At 62.4% G+C, this 25,099-nt stretch carries 22 protein-coding genes; 5 read left to right on the top strand and 17 right to left on the bottom strand.

Going from position 1 to position 25,099, the window contains the following annotated elements; translation table 11 throughout:
* Positions 1–29 precede the first annotated feature (29 nt).
* The 13 genes from ACYASU_RS19635 to ACYASU_RS19575 all read right to left on the bottom strand — a co-directional run bounded on the left by ACYASU_RS19635 (position 30) and on the right by ACYASU_RS19575 (position 15,420).
* Positions 30–1,307, bottom strand: coding sequence for a flavohemoglobin expression-modulating QEGLA motif protein (locus ACYASU_RS19635; RefSeq protein ID WP_463583755.1), 1,278 nt, complete (start codon positions 1,305–1,307; stop codon positions 30–32).
* Positions 1,308–1,334: 27 nt separating this feature from the next.
* Positions 1,335–1,892, bottom strand: a complete 558-nt coding sequence (locus tag ACYASU_RS19630) for a hypothetical protein (RefSeq protein ID WP_346630059.1) — start codon at positions 1,890–1,892, stop codon at positions 1,335–1,337.
* Positions 1,893–1,910: 18 nt separating this feature from the next.
* Complete coding sequence (locus ACYASU_RS19625; protein WP_463583754.1) at positions 1,911–2,642, bottom strand: TetR/AcrR family transcriptional regulator; 732 nt, start codon at positions 2,640–2,642, stop codon at positions 1,911–1,913.
* Between the two features lie 211 nt (positions 2,643–2,853).
* Positions 2,854–4,356 (bottom strand): lysine--tRNA ligase, encoded by a 1,503-nt coding sequence (lysS, locus tag ACYASU_RS19620; protein WP_282372843.1) that lies wholly within the window; start codon positions 4,354–4,356, stop codon positions 2,854–2,856.
* A gap of 114 nt (positions 4,357–4,470) precedes the next feature.
* Positions 4,471–5,566 (bottom strand): peptide chain release factor 2 gene (gene prfB, locus ACYASU_RS19615; RefSeq protein WP_108120905.1). Its coding sequence is split into 2 segments (ribosomal slippage): positions 4,471–5,493 and positions 5,495–5,566, totalling 1,095 coding nucleotides; the frame shifts between segments, so codons are not numbered across the junction.
* A 159-nt stretch (positions 5,567–5,725) separates the two neighbouring features.
* Positions 5,726–6,730: a response regulator gene (locus ACYASU_RS19610; protein WP_192170793.1), complete on the bottom strand. Its 1,005-nt coding sequence runs from the start codon at positions 6,728–6,730 to the stop codon at positions 5,726–5,728.
* Between the two features lie 45 nt (positions 6,731–6,775).
* Positions 6,776–7,786 carry a chemotaxis response regulator protein-glutamate methylesterase gene (gene cheB, locus ACYASU_RS19605; RefSeq protein ID WP_192170792.1) on the bottom strand — a complete coding sequence of 337 codons (1,011 nt, stop codon included), beginning with the start codon at positions 7,784–7,786 and terminating at the stop codon, positions 6,776–6,778.
* Positions 7,783–10,119: a response regulator gene (locus ACYASU_RS19600; protein WP_463583753.1), complete on the bottom strand. Its 2,337-nt coding sequence runs from the start codon at positions 10,117–10,119 to the stop codon at positions 7,783–7,785. The genes cheB and ACYASU_RS19600 overlap by 4 nt, the downstream gene beginning before the upstream one ends.
* Entirely contained in the window at positions 10,116–10,799 is a 684-nt protein-coding gene (locus ACYASU_RS19595; RefSeq protein WP_192170790.1) for a chemotaxis protein CheW, read from the bottom strand. The genes ACYASU_RS19600 and ACYASU_RS19595 overlap by 4 nt, the downstream gene beginning before the upstream one ends.
* On the bottom strand, positions 10,796–12,151 hold the full coding sequence (locus ACYASU_RS19590) for a CheR family methyltransferase (RefSeq protein WP_463583752.1): 1,356 nt from the start codon (positions 12,149–12,151) through the stop codon (positions 10,796–10,798). Before ACYASU_RS19590 ends, ACYASU_RS19595 begins: the two co-directional genes overlap by 4 nt.
* Complete coding sequence (locus tag ACYASU_RS19585) at positions 12,148–12,684, bottom strand: chemotaxis protein CheW (RefSeq protein WP_463583751.1); 537 nt, start codon at positions 12,682–12,684, stop codon at positions 12,148–12,150. Before ACYASU_RS19585 ends, ACYASU_RS19590 begins: the two co-directional genes overlap by 4 nt.
* A 9-nt stretch (positions 12,685–12,693) precedes the next feature.
* Positions 12,694–14,256: a methyl-accepting chemotaxis protein gene (locus ACYASU_RS19580; protein WP_244655837.1), complete on the bottom strand. Its 1,563-nt coding sequence runs from the start codon at positions 14,254–14,256 to the stop codon at positions 12,694–12,696.
* A gap of 405 nt (positions 14,257–14,661) precedes the next feature.
* Positions 14,662–15,420 carry a tellurite resistance TerB family protein gene (locus tag ACYASU_RS19575; protein WP_463583750.1) on the bottom strand — a complete coding sequence of 253 codons (759 nt, stop codon included), beginning with the start codon at positions 15,418–15,420 and terminating at the stop codon, positions 14,662–14,664.
* A gap of 255 nt (positions 15,421–15,675) precedes the next feature.
* On the opposite strand from ACYASU_RS19575, the gene ydcS reads away from it, so the two are divergent.
* The 4 genes from ydcS to ACYASU_RS19555 are packed head-to-tail and all read left to right on the top strand — an operon-like array spanning position 15,676 to position 19,643.
* Positions 15,676–16,827: a putative ABC transporter substrate-binding protein YdcS gene (ydcS, locus tag ACYASU_RS19570; protein ID WP_463583749.1), complete on the top strand. Its 1,152-nt coding sequence runs from the start codon at positions 15,676–15,678 to the stop codon at positions 16,825–16,827.
* A 3-nt stretch (positions 16,828–16,830) separates the two neighbouring features.
* The gene (locus ACYASU_RS19565; RefSeq protein WP_463583748.1) at positions 16,831–17,892 is read left to right on the top strand and encodes an ABC transporter ATP-binding protein; all 1,062 of its coding nucleotides are present in this window, start codon (positions 16,831–16,833) and stop codon (positions 17,890–17,892) included.
* Between the two features lie 31 nt (positions 17,893–17,923).
* Positions 17,924–18,844, top strand: coding sequence for an ABC transporter permease (locus ACYASU_RS19560; RefSeq protein WP_463583820.1), 921 nt, complete (start codon positions 17,924–17,926; stop codon positions 18,842–18,844).
* Complete coding sequence (locus tag ACYASU_RS19555; protein ID WP_463583747.1) at positions 18,834–19,643, top strand: ABC transporter permease; 810 nt, start codon at positions 18,834–18,836, stop codon at positions 19,641–19,643. The genes ACYASU_RS19560 and ACYASU_RS19555 overlap by 11 nt, the downstream gene beginning before the upstream one ends.
* Positions 19,644–19,787: 144 nt before the next feature.
* On the opposite strand, the gene ACYASU_RS19550 is transcribed toward ACYASU_RS19555, so the two are convergent.
* The 3 genes from ACYASU_RS19550 to ACYASU_RS19540 all read right to left on the bottom strand — a co-directional run bounded on the left by ACYASU_RS19550 (position 19,788) and on the right by ACYASU_RS19540 (position 23,423).
* Positions 19,788–20,894 carry an NADH:flavin oxidoreductase/NADH oxidase gene (locus tag ACYASU_RS19550; RefSeq protein ID WP_463583746.1) on the bottom strand — a complete coding sequence of 369 codons (1,107 nt, stop codon included), beginning with the start codon at positions 20,892–20,894 and terminating at the stop codon, positions 19,788–19,790.
* Positions 20,895–21,080: 186 nt separating this feature from the next.
* Complete coding sequence (gene recJ, locus ACYASU_RS19545) at positions 21,081–22,790, bottom strand: single-stranded-DNA-specific exonuclease RecJ (RefSeq protein WP_282373304.1); 1,710 nt, start codon at positions 22,788–22,790, stop codon at positions 21,081–21,083.
* Positions 22,791–22,880: 90 nt separating this feature from the next.
* Positions 22,881–23,423, bottom strand: a complete 543-nt coding sequence (locus tag ACYASU_RS19540; RefSeq protein WP_192170779.1) for a YaeQ family protein — start codon at positions 23,421–23,423, stop codon at positions 22,881–22,883.
* A gap of 251 nt (positions 23,424–23,674) precedes the next feature.
* On the opposite strand from ACYASU_RS19540, the gene ACYASU_RS19535 reads away from it, so the two are divergent.
* Entirely contained in the window at positions 23,675–24,520 is an 846-nt protein-coding gene (locus ACYASU_RS19535; protein ID WP_463583819.1) for a TIGR02285 family protein, read from the top strand.
* Between the two features lie 194 nt (positions 24,521–24,714).
* Here the strand turns inward: ACYASU_RS19535 and ACYASU_RS19530 are convergent, their stop codons facing one another.
* Complete coding sequence (locus ACYASU_RS19530; RefSeq protein WP_463583745.1) at positions 24,715–25,011, bottom strand: DUF3509 domain-containing protein; 297 nt, start codon at positions 25,009–25,011, stop codon at positions 24,715–24,717.
* Positions 25,012–25,099 lie beyond the last annotated feature (88 nt).

Here is a 25,099-nt window from a genome sequence, read left to right as displayed (position 1 = left end):
GAGGCGCCGATTCATCAGCGCCCACAGACTCACAGAATATTCGAGTAGTCCGCTTCGATCCGGTCCAAGCTCAGGTGGTTGAGGAAGTTCGAGAAGCACATCCACGCCGACAGCGCGTTCATGTCGCGGAACTGATCGGGAAGGTACTTGGGCGGCACCACCAGGCCTTCGTCCACCAGCTGACGCAACGTGCGCATGTCCTCCAGCGTGGTTTTGCCGCAGAACAACAGCGGCACCTGCTCCAACTTGCCCTTTCTCACGGCCAACTGGATGTAGTTGTAGACCATGATGAAGCCCTTGAGGTAGGACAGATCCTTGGTGAATGGCAGCCCATTCGGTACCGAACCCCGGAATACCCGACTGGCGTTGCCGTAGCTTTCCGACATGCCGAAGCCTTGCTCGCGGTAGAAGTCGAACACCTGCAAAAAGTCGGCCCCCTCCTCAGCCATGTGAATGGCGCGGGTGCGGTTGGTCAACTTGCGCAGGCGGCTCGGGTAGGACGCAAAACCGATGATTTCCATCAGGATCGCCAGGCCTTCCTGGGTCACGGTCGACGAGGGCGGGCCTTTGGACAGGAAGGTGCAGATCGGCTGATTCTGCCCATTGAGCGTGGTGCCGACGTGGACCAGACCTTCATGGACTTCCAGCGCCCGAACATCACGTTCGTTGAACATCGCGTCGCTGCGAATCTTGATGTAATCGGCGCCGGCCGCAGCGTCCGCCACAATGCCGTCGGATTCGAACACCCGGATCGTCTCCTCAGCCTCGCCAAACGTGCGATTGAGCCGGGTCTGCAGCATGGCGACGGCGTCTTTGGCCGTCAGGATTTTCGGCTCATCCTTGAGGTCCCCGCGACCGGCGATGTTGTTCAGGTAATCGGAGAGCATCATGCCGAGGTCGGACAGCGTCGGGTCGCCGGCATGGAAAGCATCGGACGCCGCGCCGTACAGCTCCTGGGAAATCAGGCCGAAGTCCGGGGTGCCGCGGGCTTCAAGCATCCGGATGACCATCCGGTACTCTTTGCACATGCGCCGCATGATCTGCCCGACCGGGTTGAACTGGCCCAACTGCCGGGTGATGTCACGCTCGATGTTCTGGAACTCCAGCTTCACCGCGCCGGAATCAAACCCCAGCGGGCGATTTTCGTAGTACGCGCGGTCGACGTCCGGCAGGTGTTTGCCTTTGCCGTCGAGGAAGGTCTTGCGGATGTTGTCATCCCATTTCACGGCATCAAGGATTCGAATCGGCGTCTGCGCCACCACGATACGATCGGACAACGTGCGAATAGTCTGTTGGTATTCGTCCACCCGGTACCCCTTATTGAACCGTTTGCGCTATTTGGTCATGCGCTGATATTGAGCTGCTTTGAGAAAGACGTCGGAATTGGCCGGGTCGTCGAGGTAGGCAAAGACCTTGTCCATGGGACTTGAGATCAGCATGCCGTCGCCCTTCACCGTATCGACCCGCTCGCCGTCGAGCCCCTTCTGCTCGACCAACTGCTGAAACCGCTCCAGGTCCAGGTCATAGACCACCAGTTCGTCGGCACCGTTCTCGTTGTCGATCAGGTCGAAACCGGCGATGACGTAATTGCCGCCGTATTTGTCAGGCAGCGCGGCGGACACGTACCAGCGACTGCCGTGGCGCGACACGGTGAAGGCGTACTCGTCACGGTTTTTGCGATCGCCCTTACGGTAGCTGACCGCTTTGTAGCGGTCGGGGCCGGCGCGGCTGATTTCCAGTTCGAGCGGCTCGCCCCAGGCATTTTTGCTGCTCCAGGTGCCGAGCAATTTGGGCGGGGCGGTGTTGCTGACCGGAATCGGGTCCTTGAACGTCACCAGGCATCCGCTCAACAGCGCGAACGACAGGGCGAGCAATACGCTCCAGACTCTCATCGGGTTCTCCTTGAGGTATCAGCCAGCCATCGGCTTGGCAGTGCCCAGTACCAGATGCATCTGGCGAGTAAGAATAGCGAGCATTTCTTCGTCTGCGCCGGGCAGAGGCCCGTTGAGCAGCCCCTGATATTCCATCCGGCAGATGAGCCCCGTCAACACTTGGGCGTCCAGTTGCGGCTGGACCGAGCCCATGACTTCAAGAAACTGGGCGCTGCCCTGCAGCAAAATCTGCTGATGGGCACTCACCAGTGGAGCCAGACGCGGGTTGATCAGCGCTTCGAGGTGGAAGGCGTGCTCGGCAATGAGCTGGTCGCGACGGGTCAGCAATTGATGACGCACGTACTCCATGGTCATGCGCGCGATCTCATCCGCCAGCCGGGCACGGGCCTCGGCGCTGCCGTCATTGCGCGCGACCATCTCGCGCAGCAGCGCCTCGGTGTTGGTCCACAGCTTGGCCATGTACGCCGCGCTGCGTTCAACGTATTGCGCGAAGGCATCGGTGAGCAGGTCATCGATGTCTTTGAAATAGTAGGTGGTGGCAGAGAGCGGCACTTGCGCCTCGGCTGCGACCGCGCGATGCCGCACGGCCCGGACGCCGTCACGGATGAGGATGCGCATGGCCGCATCGAGGATCTGTTGGCGACGCTGTTCACTTCCCTGTCGACTCGCCTTGCGGCCCTGGTACTGAACACTCTGTGCGACTGCCGTGGCCAGGCCAGCGGCTCCCTTTTGAGCGATGGTGCGGTTCACAACTGGATTTCCTTTTTTCGAGTCATTCACATCACAGCAACGTCAGCTTACGGCGGTGTCTGCGCCGACGTCATCGCGAGCAAGCTCACTCCTGCAATCGGCGGAGTGCCCCTGCAGGAGTGAGCTTGCTCGCGATAGCCTTTCCAAATGCAGCCGCGCACTACGAACAGACAAAAAAAAGCCGCCCTGCGCAGGCGGCTTGTTTTGACGCTTAGGCTTGCGGCCGCATGTGCGGGAACAGGATGACGTCCCGAATGGACGGCGAGTTGGTCAGCAGCATGACCAGACGGTCGATGCCGATGCCCTCGCCCGCTGTGGGCGGCATACCGTATTCCAGCGCACGGACGAAGTCTGCGTCGTAGTGCATGGCCTCGTCGTCGCCCGCATCCTTGTCCGCCACCTGAGCCATGAAACGCTCGGCCTGGTCTTCCGCGTCGTTCAACTCGGAATAGGCGTTGGCGATTTCGCGGCCGCCGATGAACAGCTCGAAGCGGTCGGTGACGTTCGGGTTGTCATCGTTGCGACGGGCCAGCGGCGACACTTCGAACGGGTACTGGGTGATGAAGTGCGGCTGCTCCAGCTTGTGCTCGACCAGCTCTTCGAAAATCATCACCTGCAGCTTGCCCAGACCTTCGAAGCCCAGCACCTTGGCGCCGGCTTTCTTGGCGATGGCGCGGGCCTTGTCGATGTCGTTCAGGTCATCGGCGGTCAGCTCGGGGTTGTACTTGAGGATCGAGTCGAACACCGACAGACGCGCAAACGGCTCGCCGAAGTGGAACACCTTGTCGCCATACGGCACGTCGGTGCTGCCGAGCACCAGCTGGGCCAGCTCACGGAACAGCTCCTCGGTCAGGTCCATGTTGTCTTCGTAATCAGCGTAGGCCTGGTAGAACTCGAGCATGGTGAACTCGGGGTTGTGCCGGGTCGAAACGCCTTCGTTACGGAAGTTGCGGTTGATCTCGAACACTTTCTCGAAGCCACCCACAACCAGACGCTTGAGGTACAGCTCAGGCGCGATGCGCAGGAACATTTCCAGGTCCAGCGCGTTGTGGTGAGTCTCGAACGGCTTGGCTGCGGCGCCGCCCGGGATAGTCTGCAGCATCGGCGTTTCGACTTCGAGGAAGTCGCGCTGCATCAGGAAGCTGCGGATGTGGGCGATGACTTTCGAGCGAACGCGGAAGGTTTCACGCACGTCTTCGTTGACGATCAGGTCGACGTAACGCTGGCGATAACGCTGCTCGGTATCGACCAGGCCATGGTGCTTGTCGGGCAGCGGACGCAGGGACTTGGTCAGCAGGCGGACATTGGTCATTTCGACGTACAGGTCGCCCTTCCCGGAACGGGCCAGGGTGCCTTCGGCTGCAATGATGTCGCCCATGTCCCAGGTTTTCACCGAGGCCAGGGTTTCTTCCGACAGCGTCTTGCGGTTGACATAGACCTGGATGCGACCGGTCATGTCCTGAATCACCATGAACGAGCCACGGTTGAGCATGATGCGCCCGGCAACCTTGACCGGAATCGCCGCTTCAGCCAGCTCTTCCTTGGTCTTGTCCGCGTACTGTTTCTGCAGGTCGTTGCAGTAGTTTTCGCGACGGAAGTCGTTCGGGAAGGCATTGCCCTTGGCGCGCTCGGCCGCAAGTTTTTCCTTGCGCAGGGCGATCAGGCTGTTTTCTTCCTGTTGCTGGGCTTGCGGGTCGAGTTGTTGGTCGCTCATGTCTTGATTATCCATCACAGGTTCGTGGCCCTTCGTCTGGCCGGGAAGCGCGACGAAGGATCGCGGGCGGCGACGTCATGATGACGCGCCCGACCCGCAACAGTGGTGTGGCGATTACAGGCCCTGTTTGAGGCTCGCGATCAGGTATTCGTCGATGTCGCCATCGAGCACCTTGTCGCAATCGCTGCGTTCGACGCTGGTGCGCAGGTCCTTGATGCGCGAGGCATCGAGCACGTACGAACGGATCTGGTGACCCCAGCCGATGTCCGACTTGGTGTCTTCCAGCGCTTGGGAGGCCGCGTTGCGCTTCTGCACTTCCTGCTCGTACAGGCGCGCCCGCAGCATCTTCATCGCGGTGTCTTTGTTGGCGTGCTGGGAGCGTTCGTTCTGGCAGCTGACCACGGTGTTGGTCGGCACGTGGGTGATCCGGACCGCCGAGTCAGTGGTGTTGACGTGCTGACCGCCGGCGCCCGAGGAGCGGTAGGTGTCGATGCGCAGGTCCGACGGGTTGATGTCGATTTCGATGTTGTCATCGATTTCCGGCGACACGAACACGGCCGAGAACGAGGTGTGGCGACGGTTGCCGGAGTCGAACGGGCTCTTGCGGACCAGACGGTGTACGCCGATTTCGGTGCGCAGCCAGCCGAATGCGTATTCGCCCTTGATGTGGACCGTGGCGCCTTTGATGCCGGCGACTTCACCGGCCGACAGCTCCATGATGGTCGCGTCGAAGCCGCGCTTGTCGGCCCAGCGCAGGTACATGCGCAACAGGATGTTCGCCCAGTCCTGGGCTTCGGTGCCGCCGGAACCGGCCTGGATGTCCAGGTAGGCGTTGTTCTGGTCCATCTCGCCGCTGAACATGCGACGGAATTCCAGTTTTTCCAGGGCCTCGCGAAGACGCTCGACTTCAGCAGCAACGTCGTCGACGGCGGCCTGGTCTTCTTCTTCGGCGGACATCAGCAACAGGTCCTTGGCATCCACCAGGCCGGTGCTCATTTCGTCGAGGGTGTCGACGATCTGCGCCAGCAGCGAACGCTCGCGGCCCAGTTCCTGGGCGTACGACGGGTTGTTCCAGACGTTTGGATCTTCGAGCTCGCGGTTAACTTCGGTCAGACGATCATGTTTGTGATCGTAGTCAAAGATACCCCCGAATGGTTTCGGAGCGCTCGGACAGGTCCTTGATGCTGTTTAGGATCGGGTTGATTTCCATGGTGGGCAGCACTCGCAGGCGATTTTCACAAAGCCGGCGAGTATAGCGCAGCGAACCCCCCGATGGCAGCCCGTTGGGCAGGGCTGGGCCGTGATCGTCGTTCTTTGCGGGGACATCACCTGGTTACGGCCAGAGCGCGCAGGAATGTGGATCCCCGCCCTACCCCATCGCCACCTGATTGCGCCCGTTATGCTTCGCCGCGTACAGCCCCTGATCCGCAGTCTGAATCAGCTGGCGGCTGTGGCTGCCCACTTGCGGGACGACAGTGGCGAGACCGATGCTGACCGTCAGGCTCGAGCCCTGGCTGGGCGCGACGTGGGGGATGTTCATGCTGGCGATGGTCTGGCGCAGTTTTTCCGCCAGCAAACGTGCGCCACCCGGGGAGGTATTGGGCAGCACCAGCGCGAACTCTTCACCGCCGTAACGTGCGGGCAGATCGGAGGGACGGCTGGAGTTGGCGCGGATGGCTTTGGCGACCTGACGCAGGGCTTCGTCACCTTCGAGATGCCCGAAGGCGTCGTTGTAGGCCTTGAAGTAATCCACGTCGATCATCAACAGCGAGATCTGCGTCTGCTCACGGGTAGAACGGCGCCATTCCAGCTCCAGGTACTCGTCGAAGTGGCGGCGGTTGGACAGGCCGGTCAAGCCGTCGGAGTTCATCAGGCGTTGCAGCACCAGGTTGGTGTCGAGCAGCTGTTGCTGGCTGACGCGCAACGCACGATAGGCTTCATCGCGCTGCAGCAGCGTCATGTACGAGCGCGAGTGGTAACGAATGCGCGCGACCAGTTCGATGTTGTCCGGCAGTTTGACCAGGTAATCGTTGGCCCCGGCGGCAAAGGCGGCGCTCTTGATCAGCGGATCTTCCTTGGTCGAAAGCACGATGATCGGGATGTCCCGGGTCTTCGGATTGCTGCGGTACTCACGCACCAGCGTCAGGCCGTCGAGGCCGGGCATGACCAGGTCCTGAAGAATGACCGTCGGCTTGATCAGGATCGCTTGGGCAATCGCCTGATGGGGGTCCGCGCAGAAGTGGAAGTCGATGTTTTCTTCCTGTGCCAGCCCACGTCGGACGGCCTCGCCGATCATGGCCTGATCGTCGACGAGCAACACCATGGCAGCGTTTTCATCCGTGGCGTGCAGATCGTCCAGTTGCAAATCATGCATTCGGGGTCTCCTGGTCACAGGTCGGCTGTGAAATCACCTGGAAATTCATTGGGTGAATACCTCCTTCAAGCGAGGTGCAATCGATTCCAGAGAGCGAATTTCCGTGGCGGCGTCGATGGCCGCGGCCGCTTTGGGCATGCCATACACCGCACAGCTTTCCTGATTCTGGGCGATGGTGAGAAAGCCCCGCTGACGCATCAGCTTGAGTCCCTGCGCACCATCACGGCCCATGCCGGTCAACAAAACACCCACTGCGTCACCATTCCAATAGCTGGCCACACTTTCGAAAAACACGTCGATGGAGGGCCTGTAAATTTCGTTAACCGGCTCTGCGGTGTACGCCAGCGTGCCGTTCCTGAGCAGACGAATATGGTGGTTGGTGCCTGCCAGCAGCACCGTGCCCACTTGCGGCGGCTCGCCATGGCGCGCCAGCCTGACCTCCAGCCCCGAAGAGCTGCTCAGCCATTGCGCCATCCCTTCGGCGAACACCTGATCCACATGCTGAACCAGCACAATGGCGGCCGGGAAATCCGTCGGCAGCGCCTTGAGCAGTATTTCCAGCGCAGCGGGGCCGCCGGCCGATGAGCCGATCGCGATCAACCGCTGACGCTGTGCCGACTCGCGCACCGGTGGCGGCACAGGGCGAACCCGCGTGTCCCGCTCGCCAATGAGCCAGCCTATATTAAGTATCTTGCGCAACAAAGGCGCGGCGGCATCCTTGGGGTTGCCGGCACCCAGCGCGGGCGTGTCGACGACGTCCAGCGCGCCATGGCCCATGGCTTCGAACACCCGATGCACATTCTGCTCGCGGTCCACGGTGACGATGACAATGGCGCACGGCGTCGCCGCCATAATACGTCGAGTGGCCTCCACGCCGTCCATCACCGGCATGATCAGGTCCATCAGGATCAGGTCGGGGGTCAGCTGCGCGCAACGCTCCACCGCCTCGGCGCCATTGCTGGCCACCCAGGCAATCTGGTGCGCCGGCTCAAAGGCCAGCGCGCGGCGCAACGCCTCCACTGCCATGGGCATGTCGTTGACGATGGCAATCTTCATCCCTGCGCATCTCCTATCAACTCAACGACCGCATCGAGCAGCGCGTCGTCATGGAAACTGGCCTTGGCCAGATAGTAATCGGCGCCAGCGTCCAGGCCGCGACGGCGATCTTCTTCACGGTCCTTGTACGACACCACCATCACTGGCAGCGATTGCAGGCGGCTGTCGCGGCGCACCAGCGTCACCAGTTCGATGCCGTCCATGCGCGGCATGTCGATGTCGGTGATGAGCAAGTCGAAATCCTCACCGCGCAAGGCGTTCCAGCCGTCCATGCCATCCACGGCCACCGCGACTTCGTAACCCCGGCTGGCCAGCAACTTGCGCTCCAGCTCGCGCACCGTCAGCGAATCATCGACCACCAGCACGCGCTTACGGGCTTGGGTGTCCGCCTGCTGGCTGCGCCGGTCAATGCGCGCCAGGCGTCCGGTATTGAGCAGTTTCTCCACCGATCGCAGCATGTCTTCGACGTCGATGATCAACACCGCCGAGCCATCGTCGAGCAAGGCGCCCGCGGAAATGTCCTGAACCTTGCCCAGGCGCGGATCCAGCGGCAGAACCACCAACGTGCGTTCGCCGATGAAGCGTTCCACGGCGACGCCATACACGGCATCGCGCTCGCGAATGACCACCACTTTGAGCACGTCTTCACTGTGCTGGCTGGCCGGACGGTTGAGCAACTGCGTGGCGGCCACCAGCCCGACATGCCGCTCCTCGTGCCAGAAATGCTGACGCCCTTCCAGCTGAACGATCTCGTCGGCGCGCACGTCACGCATCCGCTCGATGTGCGCCAGCGGAAAGGCATACGCTTCGCCGCCAACGTCCACCACCAGACTGCGCACCACCGACAAGGTCAGCGGCACTTCCAGATGGAAACGGCTGCCCTGCCCGGCGCGCTGGTCCATTTCGACGCCGCCACGCAGTTGCCGAATCATGTGTTGAACCGCGTCCAAACCGACGCCTCGGCCAGACACTTCGGTGACCGTGTCGCGCATGCTGAAACCGGGCAGGAACAGGAAGCTCAGCAGTTCTTCTTCGCTCAACTGCGCAGCGGTTTCGGCGGGCGAGAGCTTGCGCTCAATGATATTCAGGCGCAGGCGCTCGAGGTCGACACCGGCGCCGTCATCGATCAGCTCGACCACCAGCAGCCCGGCCTGGTGCGAGGCCTTCAGTTGAATCAGCCCCTCGGCCGGCTTGCCGCAGGCGAGGCGCTGTGCGGGCAGCTCTATGCCGTGGTCGACCGCGTTGCGCAGCAAATGGGTCAGCGGTGCTTCGAGTTTTTCCAGCACATCGCGATCGACCTGAGTCTTTTCGCCGTCGATTTCCAGGCGCACCTGCTTGCCCAACGAGCGCCCCAGATCCCGGACCATGCGCGCCTGGCCCACCAGCACATCGGCAAACGGGCGCATGCGGCAGGCCAGCGCAGTGTCGTAGAGCAGTTGCGCGCGTTGCGACGCCTGCCAGCCGAACTCATCGAGGTCGGCGGTTTGTTGAATCAGCAAATGCTGCGCTTCGCCGAGCAGACGCCGCGCTTCGTCCAGCGCCTTTTGCGCGTCGGGATCGGTGTTGGCGCCGAGCAAGGCTTCAAGACTGTCCAGTGCTCGGGTGGCGCCGGTCTGCGTGCGTTTGACCCGCTGCATCGCGGCCAGATAAGGCTTCAACCGTTGGGTCTCGACCAGCGACTTGCTCGACAGGTCCAACAGGTTGTTCAAGCGTTCGGCGGTGACGCGCAGGACCCTTTCACCGGTCTCGGCCACACGTCGTTCACCGGGGCCATCTGCTTTAGGCGCCAGGTCGGCAACGGGCTCGACAACGGCGGCGGCCAGTTCTTCGGCGGCCGAATCCTGCGCAGACTGAAGCGAGGTGACCAGCGACTGCGCGTTGGCAAGCAAGATGTCTTCAAGGGAAGGCGACGCGGTGGGCACCAGCATGGCTTTCATGGCCGGATCGGCGCTGACCATGTTGTTCATCAGCGCCACATAGCCGTCCACATCCGCCTGAGGCACGCTGGCGCCGGGCGTGGCAATGCGCATCAGCAAATCGGTGCCCATCAGCAAGGCGTCGATGTGCTCGGGCAGCAGGTGCAATCGGCCTTCCTGGGCGCTGACCAGGCAGTCTTCCATGACGTGGGAAACACTGACGCCCGCGTTGACCCCGACAATCCGCGCCGCGCCTTTCAGCGAATGGGCCGCGCGCATGCACGCTTCCAGTTGATCAGCCTGAGTCGGATTGCGCTCAAGGGCCAGCAGGCCCGCGCTCAACACCTGAGTCTGGGCTTCCGCCTCCAGGGTGAAGAGTTCGAACAGCGACGCGTCGCGCATTTGATCGGGCGTCATGTCAGGCTCCGGTTCACGGCCGACAAGAGCTGGTCTTCATCGAGCAGGCGCAGGCTGCGGTTCTTCCATTGCACGACGCCTCGGGTGAAGCGTGCGTTGTTGTTCTGTGCCGACGTCGAGGCGGTGTCCAGCAGGCGCGCTTCGATGGCATGAATGCCGTCAACCTCGTCCACCGGCACCACCACCGGACCGCCGTCTGCCGAAACAATCAGCATGCGCGGCATTGTGCGGGCATCCCCGACCGGCGCGACTGAAGGGTCCAGCCCGAGCAGTTCGACGAACGACAGGCAGGCCACCAGGGCGCCGCGCACATTGGCAACGCCCAGCAAGGCGCGGGAACGCTGATGTGGAAGCGAATGAATGGCTTGCACCGGCGACACTTCCACCAGACACCGGGTCGGCAGGCCGAGCCACTCTTCGCCGAGACGAAACACCACGGTCGAGCGGGTTTCGACGTCGACGGCCAGCGCATCGGTGTGCATCGACACGCGCTGCTCCTGGGCCAGCGAGTAACGGTCGAGCAAGCGTGTTGCCGCTGCCGAGTACACCGAGCAGTTGCGGCAATGAATATGATCGGCAAGTAGCGGGCAGGACCGGTCGCCATGGATGCCGATGCGGTTCCAGCAGTCGTCGATCGCCTCGGCGGTGTCGCTGACCAGCTCTGTGTGTACGCGACTCATCCGCTGCGTCCTTCTTTAGTGACACCCCGTGCCGCGCGCTCCTGGAGCCTCCGGGCCCCTGCGCTGTCGCCCTGGGCGGCGAGCAGCGCGGCCAGTTGCGCCAGGGTTTCCGGATGCTGCGGTTGCAGATACAACGCCTTGCGATAAAACCCTTGTGCCGCGCTCGCCTCCCCCGCCACTTCGCTGAGCAGGCCCAGCCAGTAGAACACCGGGGCAACAGGTTCGAAGCGCTTGAGGTACTGCTCGCAGGCCACCTTCGCCTCGGCACTGCGGCCTTCATTGGCAAGGGCCGCGATGCTGCGCAATAACTCGGCAGCGTCGCCGTTGCCCGCGCCCGGCGCCGCCACCGCTTTGATGTCGGGTCTGAGCGCAGCCCTGCGTTCTTCGGTCAGCGCAGGATCATTCAACAACCTCGGCGCAAAGGGCTGCGGTTTACGAGCGCCGCGCGACAGGGCCGATGTTGGGTAAGCAGACGTTGGCTGAGCAGGCGATGAATCGCTTCGCGACGGCGCCATGGCTGGGGCAGTCCAGACGCTGTGGGGTTCGGAGATGGCCTCGTCACGTCGACGAAAGGCGAACGATTGGGGAATGCCAATCGACACCATGCCCATGCGCCCGAGCAGGCTGCCCTCGGCGGGGCCGATGAACAGCACGCCGTCGTCGCGGGTCATGCGTTTCAGCGCATCAAAACCCTGACGCTGGGTGTCGACGTCGAAGTAGATCAGCAGGTTGCGGCAGAACACGAAATCGTAGGCCGATTGCGCGACCGGCATAGCGGGATCGAGCAGGTTGCCGGACTGAAAGCGGACCTGATCACGCACCCGCTCCTCCAGTCGATAGCCCTCCTCGACCGCGCTGAAAAAACGCTCACGGAAACCCAGCTGGTCGCCGCGAAAGGAGTTTTTGCCATACACGCCCTGGCGCGCGCGCTGGATCGAAAGCGGGCTGATGTCCACTGCCTCCACGCTGAACTGCGGCCCGCGCAGACCGGCGTCGAACAGCGCCATGGCGATGGAATAAGGCTCTTCGCCGGTGGAGCACGGCAGGCTGAGAATCCGCAGCGGACGCACGCCATTGAGCTGCGCCAACCGGGCGTTGGCCAGCTTGCCGAGGGTGGCGAAGGATTCCGGGTAACGGAAAAACCAGGTTTCGGGGACGATCACCGCTTCGATCAGCGCCTGTTGCTCGTCCGCCGAAACCAGCAGCGTCTGCCAGTAGTCGTCGTTGTCCCGCGCCTTGGACAGCGTGCAGCGCTGACGCACGGCGCGCTCAATGATCGCCTCGCCCACCGACGCGACGTCCAGGCCGATGCGGTCCTTGAGAAAGGCGAAGAAACGCGCGTCGCTGCTCATGGCGCCGCCTCGAAGGCATCCGGGCTCATGGGCTGCTCGGGAAACAACAGTTCGCGCACGGCGTCACTGAGCAAGTCATCCACACGTATCCATTGCAGCAGGCCGTGTTCGTCCTCGCGCACCGGGCCCAGGTACGGCGCCTGCGAGTTGTCCAGGCCGTAGGCTTTGAATTCGTGGGGCGAGCAGCGCAGCGTGTCGGTCGCCTGCTCGAGGATCAGGCCCAACTCACGCGGCGGGCGATCGCCGCCGAGGCGGTAATGCACCAACACCAGCCGTGTGCTGGTACGCAACGGGGCGGGATGGCCGAAGGTCAGCGCGCTGAGATCGATGACCGGCACGATCGCACCGCGGTGGGCAAACACACCCGCGACCCAGTGCGGCGCCTGGGCGATAGGCTTGAGCATCAGCCGTGGCAGCACTTCGGCGACTTCTGTCGCTTGCAGCGCATAGCGTTCCGCACCGATGCGGAACAGCAGAAACAGCTTGTTCTTCGGCGACACCGCAGCGCTGCGCTTGGCTGAATGCTCGATCATGGGCCTGACTCAGACCTTGAAACGCGAAACGCCGCTACGCAGCCCCACCGCCACCTGGCTGAGCTCGTCGATGGCGAAGCTGGCCTGACGCAGGGATTCGACGGTCTGGCTGCTGGCATCACCCAACTGCACCAGCGCCTGGTTGATCTGTTCGGCGCCAGTGGCCTGAGCCTGCATGCCTTCGTTGACCATCAACACACGCGGCGCCAGGGCCTGCACTTGATGGATGATCTGCGAAAGCTGCTCGCCGACCTGGGTCACTTCGTACATGCCGCGACGCACTTCTTCGGAGAACTTGTCCATGCCCATGACGCCCGCCGACACCGCCGACTGAATCTCGCGAACCATCTGCTCGATGTCGTAGGTGGCCACGGCGGTCTGGTCGGCCAGACGCCGGACTTCGGTGGCGACCACGGCGAAACCACGGCCGTATTCGCCGGCTTTTTCCGCTTCGATGGCGGCGTTGAGTGACAGCAGGTTGGTCTGGTCGGCGACTTTGACGATGGTCACCACGACCTGATTGATGTTGCCGGCCTTCTCATTGAGGATCGCCAGCTTGGAGTTGACCAGATCGGCCGCGCCCATGACCGAGTGCATGGTTTCTTCCATGCGCGCCAGGCCTTGCTGACCGGAGCCCGCCAGGACCGAAGCCTGATCCGCCGCTGAGGTTACTTCGGTCATGGTGCGCACCAGATCCCGGGACGTTGCGGCAATTTCCCGCGACGTGGCGCCGATTTCCGTGGTGGTCGCCGCGGTCTCTGTGGCCGTCGCCTGTTGCTGCTTGGAGGTGGCAGCAATCTCGGTCACCGACGTGGTCACCTGAATCGACGAGCGCTGGGCCTGGGACACCAATGCCGCAAGTTCGGCGACCATGTCGTTGAAGCCAGTCTGCACTGATCCGAATTCATCGTTGCGATCCAGCGCCAGCCGCGTGCTCAGGTCGCCGGTGCGCATGGTCTCGAGAATCTGCACGATGCGATTCATCGGCGCCAGAATCGCGCGCATCAGCAACAGGCCGCACGCGGCGGCCGCCAGCAAGGCAATGATCAACGAAATGCCGAGGGTGATTTTGGCGCTGGAGACGGCGGCTTGAATGGCGTCGGACGCCTTGTCGGCGACCACCTTGTTCTTGGCGCCGAGTGCGTTCAGCTGTTTGCGACCCTCAAACCACGTGGGGGTGAGTTGCTCGGCGAAAATCCGTTGGGCCAGCGCGTAGTTGTCGCCCTGATAAGCCGCGAGCACACCGTTCAGCACCAACTGGTAGCGCTCGCGCAGTTGCAGAAACTGGGCGAAGTCGTTGCGATCCGATTCGTCGAAGATGCTTTTCTGGTAATTGACGATCTGCGCCTGCAGGCGGTCTTCGAATTCTTTGTACTGGTCTTCTTCAGCGCTGGTGAGGTCGCGACCGGCGCCTTCACTGAGCAAATGCTGGGTGGCTACGTAGCTTTCGACCCAGGCGCCGCGCACGGTGCTGCTGTAGAAAACGCCGGGCAGCGCGTCCAGTCGTACGGCATCGCCGCTGCTCTCGATCACCAGCAGGCGATTGAACGACACGATCACCATCAACAGCATGATGGCGATGATGACAGCGAAGCTCGCCAAAATCCGTTGACGCAACGTCCAGTTCTTCACAGTCAGCCCTCAAGGGTTCAACGCCGGCATGACCGGGTTCAAGAAGCGGACCGACGGACGGTCCAAAGCGAGCGGGAGTATAGCCTAGTGACTTCCCAATAAACGGGCTGTTTCCGACAAGGAAAACGCCATATCACACAGCCAGATCGGAAGTGTCTTACACGCTATCGGCTTGATGTGACGTTGCTTGATGGTACGAGTACGTTGTTGGCGGATGTCTGCAGCGGACGTTCAGCGCACGGGAGAGAAATGCGGGTCAGGTACCAACGGTTGTTGGGCCTGACCCGGCAGGTTTGCGGGTGTCGGATGGTGTATCCAGGGCGGGTCGCTGGACAGGCTGACGGTTTAAGGCTGCGCCTGACGCACCTGGTGCTCAAGCTCGGTCTTGAGGGCGGGATCGAGCTTCAGCTGCTTGGCGAGTTCGTCCAGGTAAGCGCGCTCCATGAAGTGTTCTTCGTCGACCATCATCACGCTGGCCAGGTACATTTCGGCGGCGATTTCCGGGGTGTGCGCCGCGCGGGCGACATCGGCCGGGTCCAGCGGCTTGTTCAGTTCAGCGTGCAGCCATTGCTGCAGTTCGTTGTCGCCGGTGATGCGGGTGAACTCGCCTTCGATGAGTTCGCGTTCACGGTCGTCAACGTGGCCGTCGGCCTTGGCCGCTGCCACCAGCGCCCGCAGGATGGCCTCGCTGTGCTGCTCGACCTGGGCCGGCGGCACGCGGTCCACGGTTTGCGGCTCAACCGGTTGCGCCACACCCTGACTCGCCTGCCAGTTTCCGTAGGCCTTGTACGCCAACACGCCCAACGCTGCGAGCCCGCCGTAGGTCAGCGCTTTGCCGCCCATTTTGCGTGCGCCTTTGTTGCCCATCAGCAAGCCCATCGCGCCCGCTGCCAACGCGCCGCCACCGGCCCCGGAGAGCAGCCCGCCAAGGCTCCCGCCCAGCTTGCCGCCCAGGCCGCTGCCACCGACTTTGCCGAGCAGATCGCCAAGACCGCCCTGCCCGTTTTGCCCGCTTTTGCCGCTCTTGTCGTGAGCGCCGGCCTTGTTTTGCAGCAGGTCCTGGCCGGATTTCAACAGTTGATCGAGTAAACCGCGCGTGTTCATGACTTCACCTTCAGAAGGGGGACAGACGATTCGACCCGCAGGTTAAGGCGAAGGCACCGACGCGCGCCGGGCGGGTTTGCTTCTGAATGTTGCGGCGACTGAGCGTCCAGAGGCCGGATGGTTTTCGCTCAACCGCATCCGCCCTGCACGAATGGGCTCGGTATTTGCTGCGCCAAGTTTGTCGAGGCTCGAACGGGGCACTACGCTCTGCACCACCGATCTCTGCCCAAACAACCACCATGAGGCAAACCCACCATGCCCGTGCACAAGACTGCGATTCTGAGCGCCGTGATCACCGCCCTATTCACCAGCGGCGCGGTGCAGGCCGCTGAAGCACTCACGGCGGTGGGCGATGGCGAGGGGCAACTGGATATCGTGGCGTGGCCGGGCTACATCGAACGCGGCGAAAGCGACAAGGCCTACGACTGGGTGACCGGCTTCGAGCAGGAAACCGGCTGCAAGGTCAACGTCAAGACCGCCGCAACCTCCGACGAGATGGTCAGCCTGATGACCAAGGGCGGCTATGATCTGGTCACCGCGTCGGGCGATGCGTCGTTGCGACTGATCGCCGGCAAGCGTGTGCAGCCCATCGACCCCACGCTGATCCCGAACTGGAAGACCCTCGACCCGCGCCTGAAAGACGGCCCCTGGTACACGGTCGAGAACAAAACGTACGGCACGCCGTACCAATGGGGCCCGAACGTTCTGATGTACAACACCAACGTGTTCAAGACGCCGCCGGTCAGCTGGAGCGTGGTGTTCGAGCCGCAGGATTTGCCCGACGGCAAACCGAACAAGGGCCGGGTCCAGGCCTATGACGGGCCGATCTACATCGCCGACGCCGCGCTGTATTTGAAGACCGCCAAACCGGAACTGAACATCGTCGACCCTTACCAGCTCACCGAGACCCAGTACAAGGCCGTGCTCGACCTGCTTCGCGCTCAGCAGCCGCTGATTCACCGCTACTGGCACGACGCGACGGTGCAGATGAGCGACGTGAAAAACGAAGGTGTGGCAGCGTCGAGTTCGTGGGGTTACATGGTCAATGGGCTGGTCGCCGACAAGCAGCCCGTTGCTTCAACCATCCCCCAGGAAGGCGCCACCGGCTGGGCCGACACGACGATGTTGCACGCCGAGGCCAAACACCCCAACTGCGCCTACAAATGGATGAACTGGTCGCTGCAACCGAAAGTTCAGGGCGACGTTGCGGCCTGGTTCGGCTCCCTGCCGGTGGTGCCTGACGCGTGCAAGGGCAACGAGCTGCTCGGCGCCGAGGGTTGCGAGACCAACGGGTTTGACCTGTTCGACAAGATCGCCTTCTGGAAAACACCCCAGGCCGAGGGCGGCAAATACGTGCCGTACAGCCGCTGGACGCAGGATTACATTGCGATCATGGGCGGGCGTTAAGCCATGACCCACGCTGTCCAGTTCACCCAGGTCTCGCGGCTGTTCGGCGAGGTGAAAGCCGTGGACCGGGTGTCCATCGACATTGAGGACGGCGAGTTCTTTTCCATGCTTGGCCCTTCAGGCTCCGGCAAGACCACCTGCCTGCGCCTGATCGCAGGCTTCGAGCAACCCAGCGCCGGCTCGATTTGCATTCATGGCCAGGAAGCCGCCGGCCTGCCGCCGTACCAGCGTGACGTCAACACGGTGTTTCAGGACTACGCGCTGTTTCCGCACATGAACGTGCGGGACAACGTTGCCTATGGCCTGAAAGTCAAAGGCGTCGGCAAGGCCGAGCGGATCAAGCTAGCCGACGAGGCCCTGAACATGGTGGCGCTCGACGGCTATGGCGCGCGCAAACCTGTGCAACTGTCCGGCGGACAGCGCCAGCGTGTGGCCCTGGCGCGTGCACTGGTCAATCGGCCGCGGGTGCTGCTGCTCGACGAGCCCCTCGGCGCCCTCGACCTGAAGCTGCGCGAACAGATGCAGAGCGAGCTGAAGAAACTGCAGCGCCAGCTGGGCATCACCTTCATCTTCGTCACCCACGACCAGACCGAAGCGCTGTCGATGTCGGACCGGGTCGCGGTGTTCAACAAAGGCCGTATCGAGCAGGTCGATACGCCGCGCAATCTGTACATGAAACCGGCCACGACCTTTGTGGCGGAATTCGTGGGCACCTCCAACGTCGTGCGCGGCGAACTGGCCCAAGCGTTGAGCGGCAGCCCGGGCACTTTTTCGATTCGGCCCGAGCACATCCGTTTTGCCGAGAGCGGCACTGCGACGCACGACATTCAGCTCAGCGGCGTGCTGCACGACATTCAATATCAGGGCAGTGCCACCCGCTACGAGGTCAAACTGGACAACGGCCAGACGCTCACTGTCAGCCAGGCCAATAGCCAATGGCTGGACACCGGGGCGCGCTATCAGCCGGGGCAACGCCTGACGGCATGCTGGGCGCGGGAAGCGATGGTTGCGCTACATGACGCGCCACGTGAGTCGCCAGAAATCGCGACGGGCGAGGCGCCTTGAGATGGGTCAGACGTTCACTGGCTCCGCACCGATGCAACGGCAATCGCCACTCCGACGCTTTTCCAACCTGCTCTATCGCCGCCAGAATCTGTACCTGGCGCTGCTGCTGATCCCGCCGCTGCTGTGGTTCGGCGCGATTTACCTCGGCTCGCTGCTGGGCCTGTTGTGGCAGGGCTTCTACACCTTCGACGACTTCAGCATGACCGTGACGCCGGACCTGACCCTGGCGAACTTCGGCGCGCTGTTCAACCCGGCCAACTTCGACGTCATCCGCCGCACCCTGACCATGGCGGTCGCAGTGTCCATCGCCAGCGCCATCATCGCCTTCCCCATCGCGTATTACATGGCGCGCTACACCACCGGCAAAACCAAGGCGTTCTTTTACATCGCGGTGATGATGCCGATGTGGGCCAGTTACATCGTCAAGGCCTACGCGTGGACGCTGCTGCTGGCCAAGGGCGGCGTCGCGCAATGGTTCGTTCAGCATCTGGGATTGGCGCCGGTGTTGCAGGGGCTGTTGAGCGTGCCTGGCATCGGTGGCAGCACCTTGTCGACCTCCCACCTGGGGCGATTCATGGTGTTCGTCTACATCTGGCTGCCGTTCATGATCCTGCCGATTCAGGCCTCCCTCGAGCGCTTGCCGCCCTCACTGCTGCACGCCTCCGCCGACCTGGGCGCCACGCCCCGGCAGACGTTCATGCAGGTGATTCTGCCGCTGTCGGTGCCGGGCATTGCAGCGGGCTCGATCTTCACGTTTTCGCTGACGCTGGGGGATTTCATCGTGCCGCAACTGATCGGCCCGCCGGGCTACTTCATCGGCAGCATGGTCTACGCCCAGCAAGGCGCCATCGGCAATATGCCCATGGCGGCGGCATTCACGCTGGTGCCGATCGTGCTGATCGCGGTTTATCTGGCCATCGTCAAACGACTGGGGGCTTTCGATGCACTCTGAAAAAGCGTCGTGGGGCCTAAAGATCTCAGCCTGGGGCGGTCTGGTGTTTCTGCACTTTCCGATCCTGATCATCTTCGTCTACGCCTTCAACACCGAAGACGCCGCCTTCAGCTTCCCGCCGAAAGGCTTCACCCTGAAGTGGATCGGCGTGGCGTTCGCGAGGCCTGACGTGCTGGAGTCGATCAAGCTTTCGCTGCAAATCGCCTGCGTCGCCACGCTGATCGCACTGGTGCTCGGGACGCTGGCCTCGGCAGCGTTGTACAGGCGGGACTTCTTCGGCAAGGACGGCATTTCGCTGATGCTGATTCTGCCCATCGCCCTGCCCGGCATCATCACCGGTCTGGCCTTGTTGTCGGCGTTCAAGACCCTGGGGATCGAGCCGGGCATGTTCACCATCATCGTCGGCCACGCGACCTTCTGCGTGGTGATCGTCTACAACAACGTTATCGCCCGCCTGCGCCGCACGTCCCACAGCCTGATCGAAGCCTCGATGGACCTCGGCGCCGATGGCTGGCAGACCTTCCGCTACATCATCATGCCCAACCTGGGCTCGGCGCTGCTGGCCGGCGGCATGCTGGCGTTTGCCCTGTCGTTCGACGAAATCATCGTCACCACCTTCACCGCCGGGCATGAGCGCACATTGCCCATCTGGCTGCTCAACCAACTCAGCCGCCCACGGGACGTGCCGGTAACCAATGTCGTGGCGCTGCTCGTGATGATAGTAACCATGCTGCCGATCCTCGGCGCGTACTACCTGACGCGGGGCGGGGAAAGCGTGGCGGGGAGTGGGGGGAAGTGAGCGGCTATCTTCATTCCGGAGGCCGACGCAGGACAAGTGTGGGAGTGACCGGGGTGGCGCTCCCACATGGATCTTCTCCAGTAGAACCAGCATCACAGAGCAAAAGATGCTGGAGCAGTGCAGATCAGCTATTCGGCGGTGTGATCAATCCCGTAAATCCGACTCATGAATCGGCTGGTCGCGGTGCGTTGCCCGCTGGTATTGCGCGGGCCATGTGGCCTGGCGTCCGCCCAGATGTTCATCGGCACGCAGCGGCCAGTACGGATCGCGCAGCAGTTCGCGGGCGAGGAAGATCAGATCAGCCTGGCCCGTCCGCAGAATGGTGTCGGCCTGGGTGGGTTCGGTGATCATGCCCACGGTGCCGGTGGCAATGCCGGATTCGCTGCGCACTCGAGCGGCGAATTCGGTTTGATAGCCCGGGCCCACCGGAATCTCGGCTTTGGCCGCAGTGCCGCCGGAAGACACATCAACCAGGTCGACGCTCAGCTCTTTCAAGCGTTTGCCCAGCTCGACGGTTTCGTCCGCGTTCCAGCCGCCTTCCACCCAGTCGGTGGCCGAGACGCGCACGAACAACGGCAGGTCTGCGGGCCAGACTTCACGCACGGCCTTGGTGATTTCGAGGGTCAGGCGGATGCGGTTTTCGAACGAGCCACCGTATTGATCCTGACGCTGGTTGCTCAGCGGCGACAGGAACTGATGCAGCAGATAACCGTGGGCAGCGTGGATTTCGACCACTTTGAAACCTGCGGTCAAAGCACGTTTGGCAGCATCGACGAAGGCCCTGATGATGTCCTGAATCTGGGCCTCATCCAGCGCCGTAGGCACGGTGTAGGTCGGGTCGAAAGCGATCTTCGAGGGGCCCCAGGTCGCCCAGCCGCCTTGGTCGGCAGGGATGGCGCCGCTCTGGCTCACCCACGGCCGCCATGTACTGGCTTTGCGTCCTGCATGGGACAGCTGAATGCCGGCCACCGCGCCTTGGGCGTTGATGAATCGAGTGATGCGCTGGAGCGGCTCGATTTGCTCGTCGTTCCAAAGGCCGAGGTCTTCCGGGGTGATGCGCCCGTCCTGGGTTACCGCCGCCGCTTCGGTGAAAATCAGCCCGGCGCCGCCGACCGCGCGACTGCCCAGATGGACCAGATGCCAGTCATTGGCCAGGCCGTCGGCGCAGCTGTACTGACACATCGGCGAAACCACAATGCGATTGCGCAAGGTCAGTTGGCGAAGGGTGTAGGGTTCAAGCAGCAGGCTCATGGGCACCTCTCAGGTCGTGTGGCAGGTTCCATACGTTGCGAACCTTGAGCCTAGTCGACAACCCGAGCGAAGTGAGGGTTCACTCATTTCCCTCCTGAAGCCAGACATCCTGAAACAACGCGTACACCTGTAGGACTGGCTTTAGCCGGGAAGGCGTCAGTGGCCACACCGCAAGTTGATCGCAGTTCAGCGTGGCGAGAGGTGAACCACCATCAGTTGCACGGTTTCGTTGCCGCGGAATTCGTTCAGGTCCAGCTTGTACGCCAGCTCGACCCAGCGCACGGTCGGGTTGGGCCATACGTCGCGATCAACGCTGAAGGCGATGCCTTCGAGCTTGACGCTGCCGCATTCGGTCTTGAGTACCATCTTCAGATGGCGCTCGCCGACCACTCGCTGCTCCACCAGCTGAAACACGCCATGGAACAACGGCTCGGGAAAGTGTTGCCCCCACGGGCCGGCGTTGCGCAGCGCACGGGCCAGTTCCAGGTGAAACTCTTCGACGGCCAGTGTGCCGTCGGACAGCAGCCGGCCGGTCAGGTCTTCTTCCTTGAGCTGGCGGCGCACTTCAGCATCGAAGGCCTCGGCGAATGCCGGGAAGTTGCCTTCCGGCAGCGACAGCCCGGCCGCCATCGCATGACCGCCGAACTTGCTGATCAGCTCCGGATGTTTAGCCGCCACGGCATCGAGCGCGTCGCGGATGTGAAAGCCCGGCACCGAACGCGCCGACCCCTTCAGCACACCCTCGCCTGCGCTGGCGAAGGCAATGGTCGGGCGGTGATAACGCTCTTTCAAACGCGAGGCCAGAATGCCGATCACGCCCTGGTGCCATTCGGGTTCGAACAGACACAGACCAAACGGCATCGACTCCAGCGGCAGGTCCTTGAGCTGGGCGAGCGCCTCGCGCTGCATGCCCTGCTCGATGGATTTGCGGTCCTGATTGAGCTCGTCCAGACGCACGGCCATTTCCCGCGCCTCGGTCTCGTCATCGCAGAGCAGGCATTCGATGCCCAGGCTCATGTCATCCAGGCGCCCGGCCGCGTTCAGGCGCGGGCCGATGATGAACCCCAGGTCGGTGGAGGTGATGCGCGAGGCCTCGCGACGGGCGACCTCGAGAATGGCGCGCAACCCCGGACGGGCACGACCGGCGCGGATGCGCATCAGCCCTTGGTGCACCAGAATCCGGTTGTTGGCGTCCAGCGGCACGACGTCGGCGACGCTGCCCAATGCCACCAGATCCAGCAACTCGCCCAGATTGGGTTGAGCGCGGCCCTCGAACCAGCCGATGTCCCGCAGTCGTGCGCGCAAGGCCATCAACACATAAAAAATCACGCCAACACCGGCCAGCGACTTGCTCGGGAAGGTGCAGCCGGGCTGGTTCGGGTTGACGATGGCATCGGCCGCCGGCAATTCGTGGCCGGGCAAGTGGTGATCGGTGACCAATACCTGCAAGCCCGCCGCCTTCGCTGCTGCGACGCCTTCAACGCTGGAAATGCCGTTGTCCACGGTCATCAGCAAATCAGGCTGGCGCTCAAGGGCGACCTGGACGATTTCCGGTGTCAGGCCGTAGCCGAATTCGAAACGGTTCGGCACCAGATAGTCCACATGCGCCGCACCGAGCAGACGCAGACCTAATACACCCACCGTACTGGCCGTCGCGCCATCGGCATCGAAGTCGCCGACGATGAGGATACGCTGACGCTGCTGCAATGCAGTCACCAGCAAATCGACGGCGGCCTCGATGCCCTTGAGCTGTTGGTAGGGAATCAGCCGGGCGAGGCCCTTGTCGAGCTCTTCCTCCGAGGCCACACCGCGCGCTGCGTATAACCGGGTGAGCAAAGGCGGCAGATCGCCGAGAAAAGGCAGGGTGTCAGGTAACTCGCGTGGTTCGATGCGCATTCGGGTTCCGCTGGTGTTCTCGTTGGGGCCGGTTGGGTGTAGCGATGTCACCGCGATGCCGCTGTTGTAGCGTCGCAATGCAGGACTGAATCAGCCCCGCTCGCCTGCCAGCCACTGCAGTTGCACTTCGTGCTGGCCGCGATCATCGGTGACGAAGATCGTGCCTTCGCTGATCATCACGTCCCACTTGATCACTCGGGGCATGTCCTTGGCGAGGATTTCCAGTGCCTCCTGGGGGACCGAGGCGATATTGACGTTCTTCAGCGTCTTGATCGCCGGTATGACCTTGCCTTCCCACACCCGCAGACTGCCATAGGCCAGCAGGCTGGTGCGTTCGGTGCGGCGCGAGCACCACGTCAGGCGGTCAGCGTCGGGCTGGCCCACTTCGATCCAGTGCAGCACGCGATCGTCCAGGCTCTTTTCCCACAACGCAGGTTCGTCGACGTCCGACAGACCACGGCCAAACGACAGATGCTCGTTGTACCAGAAGGCGTAGGCCAGCAGGCGCACGGTCATACGCTCTTCGGTCTCCGAAGGGTGACGGGCGATGGTCTGCTTGACGGTTTCGTAGACCCCGCGATCAAGGTCGGTGAGATTGAGTTCGAACTTGTAGGTCGTGGACGGCTGGGCCATGAACGGGCTTCTAGTAGAGACGGGAAAGGCGGCAAGTCTACCCGATGCAGCCCCGTTGAACGACCGAACTCGATGAGCGATGCGGCTCGCCCTTCAGATCGGAGCTGGGGCACAACGTTCGCGAGGCGTTACTCATGCCCCCATGACATGTGTTAAATAAATGAGGCACATCACCGATTCCTTGCTGCGAGACGCTGTCGATGAGGGTCAACGCTTCCATGCATGTCACCGGTTCCCGAATGCGCGCCGTGCTGCTCGCTGCTCTGCTCACGAGCCTGCCCGGTACCGCGTCGGCACGTGAAACGCTGATCTGGCTGCTGCGCGACTTCCCGCCGCTGACTATATTTTCCGGGCCGTTGGCGGGCCAGGGCGCCATCGACAAGCTGATCCCTGAGCTGACCGCCCGGATGCCGGAATACGATCACCAGATCATGCACGTCAATCGCGCGCGCGGAACGCAGATGCTCAATGACCCCGACGTGTTCGCCTGCGACCCGACCCTGCTGTGGACGCCCGAGCGCGACAAAACCATGTTGTTTTCCATCCCCTCGTATGCCACGCCCAGTAATGGCGTGACGATCGAGCGCAGCCGCCACGCGCTGTTCGCACCTTACATCGACGCCGACGGCCGCCTCGACCTCGCCGCCCTGCTGGCCAGCGACAGCGTTGACGTCGGCATCGTCGGCGAACGCAGCTACGGCCCGGTCATCGATAAAGTGTTGCGCGAGACCACTCGCCCCAAACGTCTGATCCTGCACTACGGCAATACAGCGGTGGGCAGCATGCTGGAAATGGAACGGCTGGATCGCTTTCAAGCGATTATCAGTTACTGGCCGGAAGCCCGATTTCACGCTCAGCAACAAGGCATTCCACTGGATGCGCTGGAATTTCTCCCGGTCAAGGGCGTGCCCAAATACCAGTTTGCTCACATTGCCTGTTCGAAGACCGAGAAGGGACGCGCGGCGATGGAGATCATCAACCGGGAAATGCGTGTGCTGCGGGTCACGCGGCTGATCGGGTTTTACGCGGAGTGGATGGTCAAGAAGGAGGATTATCTGCGCGACGCCCAGACATTCTTTGAGGAGCCGCCGAACTGACCCGGCATAGACCCGCGGCCTGGAGCGAAAAGCCGAATTTGAGACAAAAGAAACCCCGAGCAGCGGGGAGACTACTCGGGGTCAACCGTGGTCCATCTTGGACCCGTACGGCAGGCAGCATGAACATCGGAGCACAATGCCTGCGCCTGCCGTAACTGATAGGAGCCTACTGAATCGAGAAGGTTCCCCGCAGCTCAGACGAAAGGTCGAGCTGCAGCGTAAGCAGCGGACTGGGACACATTGCGCATGGCTGAGATGACACAAGGCTCGATGCGCCCTTCTGCCACCATCAAATCACGGTGAAGACCATCTACCACGTCAGTCAGCTGGCGCTTGTCGCCCAGTTGCGACGCAGAAAAAACACGCTCGATCACTATCGCACCCGCTGGATTTTTCAGCGTCACCAGACGCTCGCCCAGAATACCGGCAGGGCCAATGCTCACCTGATAAGGGGACAGCGCTTCGCTCAGTAGCAAGCTGATATTTTCCATCCGGATCACCACTCAACAATTTGAATGCAAAGGTGCTAACCAATGACCATTGGCAGCAGTGGAAAGTTCTGCGCACTGTGGCGAGTTG

The sequence above is a fragment of the Pseudomonas sp. HP_12 genome (genome assembly GCF_055283955.1).
Note: the sequence above shows the minus strand (reverse complement) of the source record. Positions and strands in the feature narration are given on the sequence as shown.

Coding starts and splice junctions, on each gene's coding strand:
- ACYASU_RS19580 (WP_244655837.1), bottom strand. CDS start 14,256: ATGCTGTTGATGGTGATCGTGTCGTTCAATCGCCTGCTGGTGATCGAG.
- ACYASU_RS19530 (WP_463583745.1), bottom strand. CDS start 25,011: ATGGAAAATATCAGCTTGCTACTGAGCGAAGCGCTGTCCCCTTATCAG.
- ACYASU_RS19560 (WP_463583820.1), top strand. CDS start 17,924: ATGCAACGGCAATCGCCACTCCGACGCTTTTCCAACCTGCTCTATCGC.
- ACYASU_RS19600 (WP_463583753.1), bottom strand. CDS start 10,119: ATGACGCCCGATCAAATGCGCGACGCGTCGCTGTTCGAACTCTTCACC.
- ACYASU_RS19555 (WP_463583747.1), top strand. CDS start 18,834: ATGCACTCTGAAAAAGCGTCGTGGGGCCTAAAGATCTCAGCCTGGGGC.
- ydcS (WP_463583749.1), top strand. CDS start 15,676: ATGCCCGTGCACAAGACTGCGATTCTGAGCGCCGTGATCACCGCCCTA.
- ACYASU_RS19610 (WP_192170793.1), bottom strand. CDS start 6,730: ATGCATGATTTGCAACTGGACGATCTGCACGCCACGGATGAAAACGCT.
- ACYASU_RS19575 (WP_463583750.1), bottom strand. CDS start 15,420: ATGAACACGCGCGGTTTACTCGATCAACTGTTGAAATCCGGCCAGGAC.
- ACYASU_RS19630 (WP_346630059.1), bottom strand. CDS start 1,892: ATGAGAGTCTGGAGCGTATTGCTCGCCCTGTCGTTCGCGCTGTTGAGC.
- cheB (WP_192170792.1), bottom strand. CDS start 7,786: ATGAAGATTGCCATCGTCAACGACATGCCCATGGCAGTGGAGGCGTTG.
- ACYASU_RS19595 (WP_192170790.1), bottom strand. CDS start 10,799: ATGAGTCGCGTACACACAGAGCTGGTCAGCGACACCGCCGAGGCGATC.
- ACYASU_RS19590 (WP_463583752.1), bottom strand. CDS start 12,151: ATGAGCAGCGACGCGCGTTTCTTCGCCTTTCTCAAGGACCGCATCGGC.
- ACYASU_RS19585 (WP_463583751.1), bottom strand. CDS start 12,684: ATGATCGAGCATTCAGCCAAGCGCAGCGCTGCGGTGTCGCCGAAGAAC.
- lysS (WP_282372843.1), bottom strand. CDS start 4,356: ATGAGCGACCAACAACTCGACCCGCAAGCCCAGCAACAGGAAGAAAAC.
- recJ (WP_282373304.1), bottom strand. CDS start 22,790: ATGCGCATCGAACCACGCGAGTTACCTGACACCCTGCCTTTTCTCGGC.
- ACYASU_RS19540 (WP_192170779.1), bottom strand. CDS start 23,423: ATGGCCCAGCCGTCCACGACCTACAAGTTCGAACTCAATCTCACCGAC.
- ACYASU_RS19565 (WP_463583748.1), top strand. CDS start 16,831: ATGACCCACGCTGTCCAGTTCACCCAGGTCTCGCGGCTGTTCGGCGAG.
- ACYASU_RS19550 (WP_463583746.1), bottom strand. CDS start 20,894: ATGAGCCTGCTGCTTGAACCCTACACCCTTCGCCAACTGACCTTGCGC.